The organism is Enterobacter sp. I4 (assembly GCF_022669095.1).
GTDB classification, from domain to species: domain Bacteria; phylum Pseudomonadota; class Gammaproteobacteria; order Enterobacterales; family Enterobacteriaceae; genus Enterobacter; species Enterobacter pasteurii.
The window spans coordinates 169799-185717 of record NZ_JALBUO010000001.1 but is presented as its reverse complement, the minus strand read 5'-3'; the positions used below and the strand labels follow the sequence as shown (position 1 = coordinate 185717).

The following is a 15919-nucleotide window of genomic DNA, read 5'->3' as shown; positions in this document are numbered from 1 at the left end:
CTCCCCCTGCCCTTTCGACACGTCAATTTTGACGATTGCCTGTTTTTCGTCAGGGTTTTGCCCGACAAAGGGTCGTAAAGTCAGGAAATACCCACAACAAAAACATGGCATAGAAGCTGCATAATGGGCAGGTAAGAACTGTTTAACTGGAGCAAAGTGATGAAAAAAGTCGTCACGGTTTGCCCTTATTGTGCCTCAGGTTGCAAGATCCACCTGGTGGTCGATAACGGCAAAATCGTCCGGGCGGAAGCGGCGCAGGGTAAAACCAATCAGGGCACGCTGTGCCTGAAAGGATACTACGGCTGGGATTTTATTAACGATACCCAAATCCTCACGCCACGCCTGAAAACCCCTATGATCCGCCGCGAGCGCGGCGGCAAGCTGGAAGCCGTCTCCTGGGATGAGGCGCTGGATTACGTCGCCTCGCGCCTCAGCGCTATTAAGGCCAAGTATGGTCCGGATGCGATTCAGACTACCGGCTCCTCCCGCGGAACCGGGAATGAAACCAACTATGTAATGCAAAAATTCGCGCGCGCCGTTATTGGTACCAATAACGTTGACTGCTGCGCTCGCGTCTGACACGGCCCATCGGTTGCAGGTCTGCACCAGTCGGTCGGTAACGGCGCAATGAGTAATGCCATTAATGAGATTGATAACACCGATCTGGTGTTCATCTTTGGCTATAACCCGGCGGATTCTCACCCTATCGTTGCGAACCACGTGATTCGCGCCAAACAGAACGGGGCGAAAATTATCGTCTGCGATCCGCGCAAAATCGAAACCGCGCGCATTGCCGATATGCACATCGCACTGAAAAACGGCTCGAATATCGCGCTGCTGAATGCGATGGGGCACGTCATTATTGAGGAGAGCCTGTACGACCAGGCGTTTGTTGCAAGCCGTACGGAAGGGTTTGAGGAGTACCGGAAAATCGTCGAAGGCTATACGCCGGAGTCGGTGGAAGCGATAACCGGCGTAAGCGCGCAGGAGATCCGCCAGGCGGCACGTATGTATGCCGGGGCCAAAACCGCCGCCATCCTCTGGGGTATGGGCGTGACCCAGTTCTATCAGGGCGTGGAAACCGTGCGCTCGCTGACCAGCCTCGCCATGCTGACCGGCAATCTGGGTAAAGCGCATACGGGCGTGAACCCGGTGCGTGGCCAGAATAACGTGCAGGGTGCGTGCGATATGGGTGCGCTGCCGGATACTTATCCAGGCTATCAGTACGTAAAATTCCCGGAAAACCGCGAGAAGTTTGCGAAGGCCTGGGGCGTGGAGAGCCTGCCGGAACATACCGGATATCGCATCAGCGAGCTGCCGCACCGCGCGGCGCATGGTGAAGTGCGTGCGGCGTACATTATGGGTGAAGATCCGCTCCAGACCGACGCCGAGCTGTCCGCGGTGCGCAAAGGCTTTGAGGACCTGGAGCTGGTCATCGTCCAGGATATCTTTATGACCAAAACCGCGGCGGCGGCGGATGTGATTTTACCGTCGACCTCCTGGGGCGAGCATGAAGGTGTCTATACGGCGGCAGACCGCGGCTTCCAGCGCTTCTTTAAGGCGGTTGAGCCGAAATGGGATCTGAAAACCGACTGGCAAATCATCAGCGAAATCGCCACCCGCATGGGCTACCCGATGCACTACAACAATACCCAGGAGATCTGGGACGAGCTGCGTCATCTGTGCCCGGACTTCTACGGTGCTACCTATGAAAAAATGGGTGAGCTGGGCTACATCCAGTGGCCGTGCCGGGACGAGTCGGAGGACGATCGGGGAACGTCTTATCTCTTTAAGGAGAAATTCGATACCCCGAACGGGCTGGCGCAGTTCTTCACCTGCGACTGGGTCGCGCCGATCGATAAACTCACCGATGAGTATCCGATGGTGCTCTCCACCGTGCGCGAAGTGGGCCACTACTCCTGTCGTTCGATGACCGGTAACTGTGCCGCGCTGGCGGCGCTGGCGGACGAACCGGGCTACGCGCAAATCAACACCGCCGACGCCGAACGGCTCGGTATTGAGGATGAAGCGCTGGTGTGGGTGAACTCCCGTAAGGGCCGCATCATTACCCGCGCGCAGGTCAGTGACCGTCCGAACAAAGGCGCGGTGTATATGACCTACCAGTGGTGGATTGGCGCCTGTAACGAACTGGTGACGGAGAACTTAAGCCCGATAACCAAAACGCCGGAGTATAAGTACTGCGCCGTAAACGTGGAGCCCATAGCGGATCAGCGCGCTGCGGAACAGTATGTGATCGACGAATATAACAAGCTGAAAGCCCGCCTGCGTGAAAGCGCAATGGGATGACGCTGTTAATTATTCAATAAATAAATGGGGTGAAATATTCACCCCGTTTTTATTTCTGGCATTGCTATTAATAATATCAATATATATACCTGAAGGCGTCTCGCAGAAAAATGTAATTCACAAGAAAATGAATTACATCTTTGCATTTTGATTCAGGCAGATAAGATATGCGGCGGGTGCTTAAGGCTTTCTGTCTTGAGCATGGTTGAGGGACAGAAGGTGGAAAGCCCCGGGAAATCGTCATTTACCCGAGGCTACCCCTCAACTACCAACAGGTTGAGAGTAGCCTCTTATTCTATTTTTCACAAGGAGTAAAAGGCATGACGCCATTAAAAACTGCGTTAGGCATCGTCTTTATTATTTGCCTGACGATAGTGGTATTTACCTTTATTACTCGCGGCAAGCTATGCGAGTTTTCAATTAAGGGTGAACATCGGGAGGTGGCGGCGAAATTAGCCTGCAACGCAGGCTAACCTCTTCGGGCGGAGCGACGGTTCCGCCCGGCTTGTAGGATGCTGAGGTCTTAACGCACCCGTTTTTTTCTTCTGTCACCGCGACTATACTGCGCGGCATGTACCCAGATGATAAGAATCCATGAAATCCATTTTTTTGTTGTTGTTATTTTTTACCGCTTTTGCCCACGCCGACGAGATTGGCAGCCAGTATAAAAAGCAGGCTGAAGCCGGCGATGCGCGCGCGCAGTATTATCTCGCTGACACCTGGTTCAGCTCCGGCGATAGCGCGCAGGCGGCACGGTGGGCAGAAAAAGCGGCAAAGGGCGGCGACGTCGACGCCATGGCGCTGCTGTCGCAAATCCTCTTTACGCAGGGCGACTATGCGCAGGCTAAAGCCCTGGCCCAGCAGGCGAACATTGCCGGCAGCAAACGCGGCGCAATCATGCTGGCGCGGTTGCTGGTGAACACGCAGGCGGGCAGTACCGATTACCCACAGGCCATCAGGCTGCTGCAAACGGCTACCGAAGACATCGATAGCGACTCGGCGGTAGACGCGCAGCTGCTGCTGGGGCTGATTTATGCCAACGGTGTAGAAGTGGCGCAGGATGACGTGCAGGCCGCGTCGTGGTTCAAGCGGAGTTCAGCCCTGTCACGCACGGGCTATGCGGAGTACTGGGCAGGAATGCTGTTCAGGCAGGGCGAGAAAGGCTTTATCACGCCGAATAAACAGAAAGCGCTCTACTGGTTGAACCTGAGCTGTACCGAGGGGTTTGATACGGGGTGCGAGGAGTTTGATGCGCTGAGCGGGGAGTAGAACCCCCTCACCCTGACCCTCTCCCCACAGGGGAGAGGGAAGGATACGTTACATTACTGGTCAGCCGTCTTATCAAAACGGCCCAGCACGTCGCGTTCATACGCGAGCGCTTTTTTACGGTCGAACTTGTGTTCCCACTTGGAGATAACCAACACCGCGAGCGCATTGCCCACCACGTTCAGCGCGGTACGCGCCATATCGAGGATACGGTCCACACCGGCGATAAACGCCAGGCCTTCCAGCGGAATACCGACGCTGCCCAGCGTTGCCAGCAGCACCACGAACGAGACGCCCGGCACGCCTGCGATACCCTTTGAGGTCACCATCAGGGTCAACACCAGCACGATTTCCTGCCACAGCGACAGGTCAATGCCGTACAGCTGAGCGATGAAGATTGCCGCAATACTCTGATACAGCGTTGAACCATCCAGGTTGAAGGAGTAACCGGTCGGTACAACGAAGCTGGTAATGGAGGCCGGCGCACCGTAGGCCTCCATCTTCTCAATGATACGCGGCAGCACGCTCTCGGAGCTTGCCGTGGAGTAGGCCAGAATCAGCTCATCTTTCAGAATGCGGATCAGGATCCAGATACTGAGCCCGCACAGACGCGCCACAATCCCCAGCACCACCAGCGCGAAGAACAGGATCGCGAAGTGCACCAGAATCACCAGCTTCGCCAGCGGCCACAGGGAAGCAAAGCCGAAGTTCGCCACGGTCACGGCGATCAGCGCAAAGACGCCGACCGGAGCATAGCGCATCACCATGTGGGTCACTTTGAACATGGTTTCAGAGATAGAGCGGAACACGGTTACCAGCGGTTCACGGTGCGTCGCCGGGAGTGAAGAGAGCCCCAGACCGAAGAGAACCGAGAAGAAGATGATCGGCAGCATCTCGCCCTTCGCCATCGATGCCACGATGTTGGTCGGAACCAGCGACAGGATCGTGCCCATCAGACCGTGCGCATGGCTCTGCACGTCGGCGGTGGTGCTTTGATATTTCGAAATATCCACCGTCGCCAGCTGCGACATATCGATCCCGGAACCTGGCTGGAACACGTTCGCCAGGGTAATGCCGAGAATGATGGCAACCGTAGTGATCACTTCGAAATAGATAATTGTTTTTGCACCGATGCGGCCCAGCTGTTTCGCATCACCCACTCCGGCAATACCGACCACCAGCGTCGAGATCACAATCGGCACAACAATCATCTTGATAAGATGAATAAAGATATCGCCCGCCGGCGAGAGAAGGTTCGCAATCAGCCACTCGCGGCTGTCACTATGATAATGGAGATAACTGCCCAGCAAGATGCCCAGCACAAGGGCCAGCAGGATCTGCCAGGCCAGGCTGACTTTCAAATTTTTCATAGAAACTGACTTCCTCAATGAAATCTCCGCACCATCAAAACTGCATGAATATGGAGACATACTGAAAGGGTATGAATTGTGTTGCGTTGGTTTATGGGATTTTTTAACGCGGCGTATGAGTATCATTTGCACGGCATGCTGCGCAAGCCTTAAAGAACAAGGCATTTCACTGCAAAAAGGGGCAATGACGGTAATTTATAACAATACGCATAAATAACCGTTTGTTATACAAACTATTTTTACTTCAAAAAAGTGAATAATTCTTCAGTTGAATTATTTCCCTTCAAAGTTTCATTCGCTCAATTTTCATACTATTCAAACATTGCGTGATCTGTCGCCCAAATACTAAACAAAGCTTGTAAAGCCCCTACTATTAACGTTTTTGCGACATATTATTAACATCTTACAAGGAGAAAAAAAGCCATGAGCCAAATACACAAACACGACATTCCCGCAAACATTGCGGACCGTTGCCTGATCAACCCGGAGCAGTACCACGAGAAATATCAGCAATCCGTATCCAGCCCTGACGCATTCTGGGGTGAGCAGGGCCATATCCTCGACTGGATCAAACCTTATCAGAAGGTAAAGAACACCTCCTTCGCGCCGGGCAACGTCTCCATTAAATGGTATGAAGACGGCACGCTGAACCTGGCGGCAAACTGCCTGGACCGCCACCTGGCGGAACGCGGCAACGAAACGGCTATTATCTGGGAAGGCGACGATGCCTCTCAGAGCAAACATATCTCGTATAAAGAACTGCACCGCGACGTGTGCCGCTTCGCCAACGTCCTGCTGGCCCAGGGCATTAAAAAGGGCGACGTGGTGGCTATCTATATGCCAATGGTGCCGGAAGCCGCAGTGGCGATGCTGGCCTGCGCGCGCATTGGCGCGATCCACTCCGTTATCTTCGGCGGCTTTTCGCCGGAAGCGGTTGCCGGACGCATCGTTGACTCGAACTCGAAGCTGGTGATCACCGCTGACGAAGGCGTGCGCGCCGGGCGCGGTATCCCGCTGAAGAAAAACGTCGACGACGCGCTGAAAAACCCGAGCGTAAAATCTGTCACGAACGTCATTGTGCTTAAGCGCACCGGCGGCAAAATCGACTGGAACGAGGGGCGCGACCTGTGGTGGAGCGACCTGATTGAAAACGCCAGCGACCAGCACCAGCCGGAAGAGATGAACGCGGAAGATCCGCTGTTTATCCTTTATACCTCCGGCTCCACCGGCAAGCCAAAAGGCGTCCTCCATACCACCGGCGGCTATCTGGTTTACGCGGCCACGACCTTTAAATACGTTTTCGACTACCATCCGGGCGACATCTACTGGTGCACCGCCGACGTGGGCTGGGTCACCGGTCACAGCTACCTGCTGTACGGTCCGCTGGCCTGCGGCGCAACGACGCTGATGTTTGAAGGCGTACCGAACTGGCCGACCCCGGCGCGTATGTGCCAGGTGGTGGATAAGCACCAGGTCAACATTCTCTACACCGCGCCGACGGCCATCCGCGCGCTGATGGCGGAAGGCGACAAGGCCATCGAAGGCACCGATCGCTCATCCCTGCGTATTCTCGGATCCGTAGGCGAGCCTATCAACCCGGAAGCCTGGGAGTGGTACTGGAAGAAAATCGGCAACGAGAAGTGCCCGGTGATGGACACCTGGTGGCAGACCGAAACCGGTGGCTTTATGATCGCCCCAATGCCCGGCGCCACGCAGCTGAAAGCCGGCTCCGCCACCCATCCGTTCTTTGGCGTGCAGCCTGCGCTGGTGGATAACGAAGGCAACCCGCAGGAAGGCGCTACCGAAGGCAACCTGGTGATCGTCGACTCCTGGCCGGGACAGGCGCGTACCCTGTTCGGCGATCATGAGCGCTTCGAACAGACCTACTTCTCCACCTTTAAAAACATGTACTTCAGCGGCGACGGCGCGCGCCGTGATGAAGACGGATATTACTGGATTACCGGACGCGTGGACGACGTGCTTAACGTCTCCGGCCACCGTCTCGGCACGGCAGAGATTGAATCGGCGCTGGTGTCACATCCGAAAATCGCCGAAGCGGCGGTTGTTGGCATTCCGCACAACATTAAGGGCCAGGCGATTTACGCCTACGTTACCCTGAACCACGGCGAAGAGCCGTCGCCAGAGCTGTATACCGAGGTGCGTAACTGGGTGCGTAAAGAGATCGGCCCGCTTGCCACGCCGGACGTACTGCACTGGACGGACTCCTTACCAAAAACCCGTTCCGGCAAAATTATGCGCCGAATCCTGCGCAAAATCGCGGCAGGTGACACCAGTAACCTCGGCGACACCTCGACGCTTGCCGACCCTGGCGTGGTGGACAAACTGCTCGAAGAGAAGCAGGCCATCGCAATGCCATCATAATCTTTTCTCCCTCTCCCTGTGGGAGAGGGCCGGGGTGAGGGCATCAGACCGCACCTTCCTCCCCTCACCCTAACCCTCTCCCCAAAGGGGAGAGGGGACTAAAAACAAACCAACCTTACTTCTGGAGATTTCTGTGATGAATAACGATATTTGTCAGCAGATAGAGAATAGTGCGCACTACAGGGAGCTGGTCGAAAAACGGCAACGGTTTGCCTTCTTGCTTTCCATCATCATGCTGATCATCTACGTCGGCTTTATTCTGCTGATCGCCTTTGCCCCCCAGTGGCTCGGCACGCCGCTGCACGCCGGAACCAGCGTCACGCGCGGTATCCCGATTGGCATTGGCGTTATTGTGATTTCATTCCTGCTGACCGGCGTCTACGTCTGGCGCGCGAACGGCGAATTCGATCGCCTTAATAAAGCGGTACTGCAAGAGGTAAAAGCATCATGAAGCGAGTCCTGACGGCGCTTGCCGCCACACTTCCCTTTGCAGCCCACGCGGCAGATGCCCTTACCGGCGAGGTCCAGCGCCAGCCTACCAACTGGCAGGCGATTGTTATGTTCCTGATTTTCGTCGTGCTGACGCTGTACATCACCTACTGGGCGTCAAAGCGCGTGCGCTCCCGTAACGATTACTATACCGCGGGCGGCAATATTACCGGCTTCCAGAACGGGCTGGCGATTGCGGGCGATTTTATGTCTGCCGCCTCCTTCCTCGGGATTTCCGCGCTGGTCTATACCTCCGGCTATGACGGCCTGATCTACTCCCTCGGATTCCTCGTCGGCTGGCCGATCATTCTGTTCCTGATTGCCGAGCGCCTGCGTAACCTTGGCCGCTATACCTTTGCGGACGTGGCCTCCTATCGTCTGAAGCAAGGCCCTATCCGCATGCTCTCCGCCTGCGGTTCGCTGGTGGTGGTGGCCCTGTATCTGATCGCTCAGATGGTGGGTGCAGGCAAGCTGATCGAGCTGCTGTTTGGCCTGAACTACCACGTCGCGGTGGTGCTGGTTGGCGTGCTGATGGTGATGTACGTCCTGTTCGGCGGCATGCTCGCCACCACCTGGGTGCAGATCATCAAAGCCGTGCTGCTGCTATTCGGCGCGAGCTTCATGGCCTTTATGGTGATGAAGCACGTGGGCTTCAGCTTCAATAATCTGTTTACCGAAGCGATGGCGGTGCACCCGAAAGGGGAAGCGATCATGAGCCCGGGCGGGCTGGTGAAAGATCCGATATCCGCGCTCTCTCTCGGTCTCGGCCTGATGTTCGGTACCGCAGGCCTGCCGCATATCCTGATGCGCTTCTTCACGGTATCAGACGCGCGTGAGGCGCGTAAGAGCGTGTTCTACGCCACCGGCTTTATGGGTTATTTCTACATCCTGACCTTTATCATCGGCTTCGGCGCGATCATGCTGGTGGGTGCAAACCCGGCGTTTAAGGATGCGGCGGGTGCGCTGATCGGCGGTAACAACATGGCGGCGGTGCATCTGGCCGACGCGGTGGGCGGTAACCTGTTCCTCGGCTTTATCTCTGCCGTGGCCTTCGCCACCATCCTCGCGGTGGTTGCAGGGCTGACGCTGGCTGGCGCGTCTGCGGTATCCCACGACCTTTACGCCAACGTCTTCCGTAAAGGCGCAAGCGAGCGCGATGAGCTGAAGGTCTCCAAAATCACCGTGCTGGTGCTGGGCGTGGTGGCGATCCTGCTGGGCATTCTGTTTGAGAAGCAGAACATCGCCTTTATGGTGGGGCTGGCCTTCTCGATTGCCGCAAGCTGTAACTTCCCGATCATTCTGCTCTCCATGTACTGGTCAAAACTGACCACCCGAGGGGCAATGATTGGCGGCTGGCTGGGGCTGCTGACGGCGGTGATTTTGATGATCCTCGGCCCGACCATCTGGGTGCAGATCCTCGGTCACGAAAGCGCGATCTTCCCGTATGAATACCCGGCGCTGTTCTCCATTGCCGTGGCGTTTATCGGGATCTGGTTCTTCTCGGCTACCGATAATTCACCGGAGGGTAACCTGGAGCGTGAGAAATTCCGCGCCCAGTTTATCCGCTCGCAAACCGGCCTGGGCGTTGAGCAGGGCCGCGCGCACTAAGCCTTACTCCCCGGCCGCTCCGGCCGGGGTTTTAAAACATCACCCACGCCACCAGCGGTGCAATCAGCACCATCAGTACGCCCGAAAGCATCATCACCAGGCTTGCCACGACCCCTTCCTGCTGGCCGAGCTCGTACGAACGCGCCGTCCCCGCACCGTGCGACGCCGCGCCAAACCCCGCCCCTTTCGCCATCCCTTCGCGGATAGAAAGCCGCAGGAACAGCACATCCCCCACCGCCATACCAAAGACGCCCGTAACCACCACAAACAGCGCCACCAGATCCGGCTGTCCGCCGAGCGGCTTCGCGGCCGCCAGCGCAAACGGCGTGGTCACCGAACGCACGGCCAGGCTGCGCTGAATTTCATCGGACAGGGTAAACAGCCGCGCCAGCCAGACGGAACTGCACACCGCCACCACCGTCGCGGTGATAACGCCCGCGCAGAGGGACATCCAGTGACGTTTGATAACGCGCAGATTGTCATACACCGGCACCGCAAAGGCGACGGTAGCCGGGCCGAGCAGCCACAGTAGCCAGTGGGATTCGCCGATGTAGTTCTGCCAGGAGATATGGCCGAAGACCAGCATCAGCACCAGCAGGATCGGCGTAAAAACCAGCGGCATCAGCGGCAGCGCGCGAAAGCGGCGATACAGGCGCTTGTTGGCATAGTAGATGGCCACCGTCGCAATCAGGCACAGTACGCTTATCTGAAAGTTAGTCATGCTTGTGCCTGCTGATTTCAAACCGATACACCTTATCCACCACCCAGGCGGTGGCGCCCAGCACCATCAGCGTGCTCAGGGCGATAACCGCGAAGATGCGCCAGCCGTCGACCATCAGCAGCTGCGCATAGTTCACTACCGCCACCACGGCCGGCACGAAGAACAGCAGCATCTCCGCCAGCAGCCAGCGCGCGCCGGCCCGCACCCAGCTAAGGGGCAAGGCGCGCGAGAGGATCAGCGTCAGCATCAGCACCATCCCCACCAGGTTGGCGGGTAAAGGCAGATGCAGCCAGTCGACAAGATATTCCGCAAAAACAAACAGTCCCGCGTAGAGCAGTACCTGAACCGGTACCTGGAGTCGTTGCACAACGGCAGGCGTAACACGGCTTAACGCCACGGCCATGGGGGTTTTCCTCAGAAATGAGACGAGGCGCCAGTATAGTGAGCGTACGTAATCGACTGAAATGAATTAAAATCATCGAAGGTATAGTTTCGAGGAATAATCATGGACATAAGAACGCTGCGCTATTTTGTCGAGGTGGTTCGCCAGCAAAGTTTTACCCGCGCAGCGGAGAAGTTGTTCGTTACCCAGCCCACCATCAGCAAGATGCTGAAAAACCTTGAGGATGAGCTGAACTGTACCCTGCTGATCCGCGACGGACGCAAGCTGCTGCTGACCGATACCGGACGCGTGGTGTTCGAACGCGGGCTGGCGATCCTCGCAGAGTTCCGCCAGCTGGAGGCCGAGCTTGGCGATATCAACCACCTGACGAAGGGGCTGCTGCGGCTCGGCATTCCGCCGATGGTCGGCATGATGATGGCCGGGCCGATAAGCCTGTTCCGCCAGCGCTACCCCGGCGTTGAGCTAAAAATTTCCGAGTTTGGCGGCCTGACCGTGCAGCAGGCAGTGATGAACGGCGAGCTGGACGTTGCCATGACGGCCCTTCCCGTGGAGGAAGAGAGCGGCCTGGCGACGCTGCCGCTGTTCAGCCATCCGCTGTGCGTTCTGGTACCGCGCTCCGGCGACTGGCTGAAAACTGACTCGGTGAAGCCCGAGCTGCTCGGCGAACACCCTTTGCTGATCTATAACGAAGATTTCGCCTTAAGCCGCCAGCTGATGGCGCTGTTTAATCACCACAGCGTGAAGCCGCGCATTGCGGTGCGCAGCGGCCAGTGGGATTTTCTGGCTGCCATGGTGCAGGCGGGCGTGGGGATTGCCATTCTGCCGCAGCCCATCTGCGAGCGTCTGGATAAAAGCACGCTGCGCTGGATCCCACTCGAAAGCGATCTGCACTGGCAGCTGGGGATGATCTGGCGGGAAGGGGTGTATCTGTCGCACAGCGCGCAGGCGTGGCTGGAGTGTTGCGAGGGGTTTTGGGTTTCCCCCTCACCCCAACCCCTCTCCCCATAGGGGCGAGGGGCTCGATCGGTTCCCTCTCCCCTATGGGGAGAGGGTCAGGGTGAGGGGCAACAGCGCTACTGATTCTCTATCAGCAGCGCTTCCAGCAGATCCAGATCGTGCAGCAGCTTTTGCAGCGTCTCGTTGCTGATCTGACGCGTCGCGCGCAGGTGATACAGCTCGGCACGCTCGGAGCGCAGCGCCGCAAGGCGGAAACGCCGCTCCAGGTTCTCTTCCTGCAACGAGCTTTCCACGTCGTTACGTCCGTCAGCACGGCGACGCAAATTACCTATCACGCGTGAGCTGACTTCCTTCAGCAGCTGGTTATCAATATTCTCTTCGGCATCGGCTGCCAGACGCTCCTCCATCTTCTCGATGGCCACAATCGCCACCTCTGCCGTCGCCGCACGGGCAATCCGCTCCTCTTTGTGCTGCTGCGAAGAGTCACCCGCGTCAATATGTTGCAGCAGAATCGGCAGCATAATCACGCCGACAAACAGCGAGAAGAGGATCACGCCCGCCGCCAGGAACACCAGTTCGTAACGCGCCGGGAAGACGTCGCCCGTCGGCAGCAGCAGCGGAATAGAGAGCACACCGGCAAGGGTAATCGCCCCGCGAACGCCAGCGAAAGAGGCAATCAGCAGCTCGCGCGTGGTCCAGGAGCCGAACTCCATCGGCTTTTTCGTCAGGAAGCGAACGCTGAACTTTTTCATCGTCCACAGCCAGCCGAAACGCACCAGCATCAGCGCGATGTAGATCAGCACGATGTCGGTAAACAGCATCCAGACTTCAACGTTGGGATCCGCTTCTGCCGCGATAAGCGAGGATTCCATGATGCCCGGCAGCTGCAGGCCCAACAGCAGGAAGACCATGCCGTTAAAGACAAACTCCAGCATCGCCCAGGTGCTGTTTGCGCGCAGGCGCATCGCCAGCGGCGCGCGGCGCATCACGCCGGAACGGGTGATGGTCATCCCCGCCGCTACCGCCGCCAGAATGCCCGATACGCCGATATGTTCGGCAATCAGGTAGGAGGCAAACGGCAGCAGGAACAGCAGAACGATCTGCGTCGCCGGCTCATCGCCGCCCCAGCGGCTGAGGAAGCGCAGCGAGCGGCCGTACAGCCAGCTCACCACAAAGCCTGCGAGGATGCCGCCAATCGCCACCTTGAAGAATTCCAGGGTCGCGCCGCCCACGGTAAAGACCATGGTTCCCATGGCAACCGCCACGGCAAACTTCAGGGCCACCAGGCCGGAGGCGTCGTTCATCAGCGCCTCGCCCTGCAAGATGCCCATGATTTTCTTTGGAATACGGCCTTCGCCCACGATGCCGGACAGCGCCACGGCGTCGGTAGGCGACAGCACGGCGGCCAGCGCAAAGGCGGGAATTAACGGGATACCCGGTACGGCCCAGTAGATCAGAAAGCCAATCCCAACCACGGTAACGACCACCAGCGCCAGCGCCAGCCCGAAGATCTCTCGCCCGTGCTCAAGAAATTCGCGCGTCGGCGTTTTCCAGCCATCGGCAAACAGCAGCGGCGGGATAAACAGCACGAGGAACAGTTCCGGATCGAACTCCACGTGCAGACCGAACGTCGGCCACGCCAGCAGCGCGCCGATAGCTATTTGCATTAAAGGCAGGGGGACCTGGAAGGGCAGTACGCGTGTAACCACCCCGGATAATGAGACCACAAGGGTCATGATGAGTATTGTGAAGAAAATTTCCATGCGTTCCCTGTTTGCTGTGTTACTTATGTACTACGGAAGGCGTCGTGCCTTTTATTCTATCCTCACCAGAGTAACGCAAAAGACAACGGGATGAGTCCTGAAAATAAAAAAACGGGCGGCCTTAGCCACCCGTTTTCGCATCAAAGGTTAACTCAGATTGCCCAGCCGCCCGCGTAGAACGCGACCAGCGCAACGGCGATAACCACGGTACCAACGTTCAGCTTGCGCCACTCGCCGGATACCAGACGGCCAATCACCAGCGAGGCGAAACCGATCATAATGCCGGTCACGATGTTACAGGTCAGCACGATAAACACCGCGGTGATCAGGCCGGACATGGCATCCACGAAATCCGCAAAGTCGATTTTCGCCACGTTGCTCAGCATCAGCAGGCCGACGTACATCAGCGCAGGCGCGGTCGCGTAAGCCGGCACCAGATAGGAGAGCGGCGAGAGGAACAGGATCAGCAGGAACAGCACGCCGACGGTAATTGCCGTCAGGCCGGTTTTACCGCCTGCCGCCGTACCCGCCGCGGACTCAATGTACACTGCCGCAGGCGCGGCCCCTACCAGCCCAGAGAAGACGCTGCTCAGGGAGTCGGTGGTCAGCGCTTTGCCGCCGTCGATAATCTGACCGTCTTTATCCAGCAGGTTTGCCTGACCGGCCACGGCACGAATGGTACCGGTCGCGTCAAACACGGCGGTCATCACCAGCGCCAGCACGCTTGGCAGAATAACCGGGTTCAGCGCGCCCACGATGTCCAGGCTGCCGATCAGAGAGTTGCCGTTGTCGTCGCTCAGCGACGGCATGGCGAAGATACCGGAGAAATGAACGGCTGGATCGAAGATCAGGCCGACGATGGAAACGCCGATAATGGTCAGCAGAATGCCGCCCGGCACCTTCAGCTTTTCAAGACCGATAATTACCGCCAGCCCCACCAGCGACATGATCACCGGGAAGCTCGCGAAGTTACCCAGCGCAACCGGCAGGCCGTCCAGCGGGTTCTTGATGACCAGGCCCACGCCGTTCGCGGCAATCAGCAGCAGGAACAGGCCGATACCGATACCGGTACCGTGCGCCACGCCCTGCGGCAGGTTGCGCAAAATCCAGCTACGGATGCCGGTGGCAGAGATTACGGTGAACAGTACCCCCATCAGGAATACCGCGCCGAGCGCTACCGGCACGCTGATCTGCTGGCCCAGCACCAGGCTAAAGGCGGTAAACGCGGTCAGGGAGATGGCGCAACCGATCGCCAGCGGCAGGTTCGCCCACAGGCCCATCACAATAGAGCCAACACCCGCAACCAGACAGGTAGCAACAAAAACCGCCGCTGGCGGGAAGCCGGCTTTGCCGAGCATGCCCGGCACGACGATAACGGAGTACACCATCGCCAGGAACGTCGTCAGACCGGCAACGACTTCCTGACGCACGGTGCTGCCGCGTGCAGAAATTTTAAACATGGCGTCAAGTGAACCGCCGGTACGCGCGGATGGCGTAGACATAGAAAACATCCCCTGAGAGTTTTTATAGAAAGTCCGTAAGCGTGGTGGAGACTCCACTGCCAGCGAAACGTCAAATCCTTGTGCTGCGTTTGCGACGAAAGGGGCGTCACAAAAAAAGCAAACGTTTAGCTCCGCGCTTACAAAACGGGTGGTCAAATTTAGGCAAACGATTATCCAGCCTAATACCCGCCCTTTTCAACTGAACTTTGTCGTTTTTCGCTAAAATTCCCTTATGACGATGAAGAAGTAAACAGAGGATGCGCAAACGTTATCGTCCATGCGCAATTTCGTTACAGATCACCCCTCGCCGGGAATGGTCAGCGGGCCGCCTTTCTCCAGCGTGGTCTGCCAGCCGGGACGCGCTTCCACTCTCTGCTTCCACGCCTGAATATGGTCCAGATTGTCGATGCCGCCTCGCGCCAGCAGGGCAAAAAGCGGAAAACTCATCTGTATATCGGCCATGGTCAGCGCGTCGCCCGCAAACCAGGGGCGCTTAGCCAGATAATCGTTGATAAAACGCGCGTGCGTTTCCAGCTGGCGGTTGAGATATGCCTTTTGCACCCCCTGCCCCAGCGCCTTACCCAGCGTGCGCAGGCCAAACGGTACGGGAGGATTACCCAGGCTGCTGAAGACCAGCTTCATTAACAGCAGCGGCATCAGCGAACCTTCGGCGTAGTGGAGCCAGAATCGATACTGCACTTTATTGGCGGGATCTAACGGCTTGAATCGTGATTCCGGATCGTACGTTTCCTGAAGATATTCCAGAATCGCCCCCGATTCGGCCAGAACCAGTCCGTTATCTTCAAGCACCGGGGATTTACCCAGCGGATGCACTTTTTTGAGCGAGTCAGGCGCCAGCATGGATTTTTCGCGCTGGTAGCGCACAATCTCATACGTCAGCCCCAGCTCCTCCAGCGCCCAGAGGACGCGATGTGAACGAGACTGGTTAAGGTGGTGGACCGTTAGCATGATGTTCTCCTGTGAGTCATACTTATTAACTATAGAAAACTGAACAACTTCACGAAAAAAATTCGGCTAAAATCCGACCGTCCCCGCTGGAAAAAACGACCACCACGCTTAAAATTAAAGTGTCAGCACAAACCGGAACCTCCTCCACAAGCTCGACACGAGGGGTGCTGATGTCGGGGGAA

Annotated in this window: 13 protein-coding genes; 7 read left to right on the top strand and 6 right to left on the bottom strand. The window is 57.3% G+C overall.

Annotated elements, in window-relative coordinates; translation table 11 throughout:
• The first annotated feature begins 159 nt into the window (after positions 1-159).
• The 3 genes from fdhF to MOQ06_RS00865 all read left to right on the top strand — a co-directional run bounded on the left by fdhF (position 160) and on the right by MOQ06_RS00865 (position 3576).
• Positions 160-2307 (top strand): formate dehydrogenase subunit alpha, encoded by a 2148-nt coding sequence (gene fdhF, locus MOQ06_RS00875; protein ID WP_242169980.1) that lies wholly within the window; start codon positions 160-162, stop codon positions 2305-2307.
• A 320-nt stretch (positions 2308-2627) separates the two neighbouring features.
• A complete protein-coding gene (locus MOQ06_RS00870) occupies positions 2628-2780 on the top strand; it encodes a Hok/Gef family protein (RefSeq protein WP_148422173.1) in 153 nt (50 codons plus the stop codon).
• Positions 2781-2901: 121 nt separating this feature from the next.
• Complete coding sequence (locus tag MOQ06_RS00865) at positions 2902-3576, top strand: tetratricopeptide repeat protein (protein WP_193356743.1); 675 nt, start codon at positions 2902-2904, stop codon at positions 3574-3576.
• Between the two features lie 53 nt (positions 3577-3629).
• On the opposite strand, the gene gltP is transcribed toward MOQ06_RS00865, so the two are convergent.
• Positions 3630-4943 carry a glutamate/aspartate:proton symporter GltP gene (gene gltP / locus MOQ06_RS00860; RefSeq protein WP_148422177.1) on the bottom strand — a complete coding sequence of 438 codons (1314 nt, stop codon included), beginning with the start codon at positions 4941-4943 and terminating at the stop codon, positions 3630-3632.
• A 423-nt stretch (positions 4944-5366) separates the two neighbouring features.
• Between gltP and acs the strand changes: the two genes are divergently transcribed.
• From acs to actP, 3 genes are all read left to right on the top strand, one after another.
• Positions 5367-7325, top strand: a complete 1959-nt coding sequence (gene acs / locus MOQ06_RS00855; RefSeq protein ID WP_242169978.1) for an acetate--CoA ligase — start codon at positions 5367-5369, stop codon at positions 7323-7325.
• Positions 7326-7461: 136 nt separating this feature from the next.
• Complete coding sequence (locus tag MOQ06_RS00850; protein WP_003860260.1) at positions 7462-7776, top strand: DUF485 domain-containing protein; 315 nt, start codon at positions 7462-7464, stop codon at positions 7774-7776.
• The gene (gene actP, locus MOQ06_RS00845) at positions 7773-9422 is read left to right on the top strand and encodes a cation/acetate symporter ActP (RefSeq protein ID WP_148422179.1); all 1650 of its coding nucleotides are present in this window, start codon (positions 7773-7775) and stop codon (positions 9420-9422) included. The genes MOQ06_RS00850 and actP overlap by 4 nt, the downstream gene beginning before the upstream one ends.
• A 31-nt stretch (positions 9423-9453) precedes the next feature.
• Here the strand turns inward: actP and MOQ06_RS00840 are convergent, their stop codons facing one another.
• Together MOQ06_RS00840 and MOQ06_RS00835 are read right to left on the bottom strand one after the other, a co-directional pair.
• Entirely contained in the window at positions 9454-10143 is a 690-nt protein-coding gene (locus tag MOQ06_RS00840; protein WP_242169975.1) for an LrgB family protein, read from the bottom strand.
• On the bottom strand, positions 10136-10546 hold the full coding sequence (locus MOQ06_RS00835; protein ID WP_148422183.1) for a CidA/LrgA family protein: 411 nt from the start codon (positions 10544-10546) through the stop codon (positions 10136-10138). The genes MOQ06_RS00840 and MOQ06_RS00835 overlap by 8 nt, the downstream gene beginning before the upstream one ends.
• 102 nt (positions 10547-10648) lie before the next feature.
• Here MOQ06_RS00835 and MOQ06_RS00830 point away from each other — a divergent pair, with 102 nt between their 5' ends.
• Positions 10649-11554 (top strand): LysR family transcriptional regulator, encoded by a 906-nt coding sequence (locus MOQ06_RS00830; RefSeq protein ID WP_148422185.1) that lies wholly within the window; start codon positions 10649-10651, stop codon positions 11552-11554.
• 65 nt (positions 11555-11619) lie between these two features.
• On the opposite strand, the gene MOQ06_RS00825 is transcribed toward MOQ06_RS00830, so the two are convergent.
• The 3 genes from MOQ06_RS00825 to MOQ06_RS00815 all read right to left on the bottom strand — a co-directional run bounded on the left by MOQ06_RS00825 (position 11620) and on the right by MOQ06_RS00815 (position 15737).
• Positions 11620-13266: a Na+/H+ antiporter gene (locus MOQ06_RS00825; RefSeq protein ID WP_148422186.1), complete on the bottom strand. Its 1647-nt coding sequence runs from the start codon at positions 13264-13266 to the stop codon at positions 11620-11622.
• A 152-nt stretch (positions 13267-13418) separates the two neighbouring features.
• Complete coding sequence (ghxP, locus tag MOQ06_RS00820) at positions 13419-14768, bottom strand: guanine/hypoxanthine transporter GhxP (protein WP_148422188.1); 1350 nt, start codon at positions 14766-14768, stop codon at positions 13419-13421.
• A gap of 297 nt (positions 14769-15065) precedes the next feature.
• Positions 15066-15737 carry a glutathione S-transferase gene (locus tag MOQ06_RS00815; protein WP_242169972.1) on the bottom strand — a complete coding sequence of 224 codons (672 nt, stop codon included), beginning with the start codon at positions 15735-15737 and terminating at the stop codon, positions 15066-15068.
• Positions 15738-15919 lie beyond the last annotated feature (182 nt).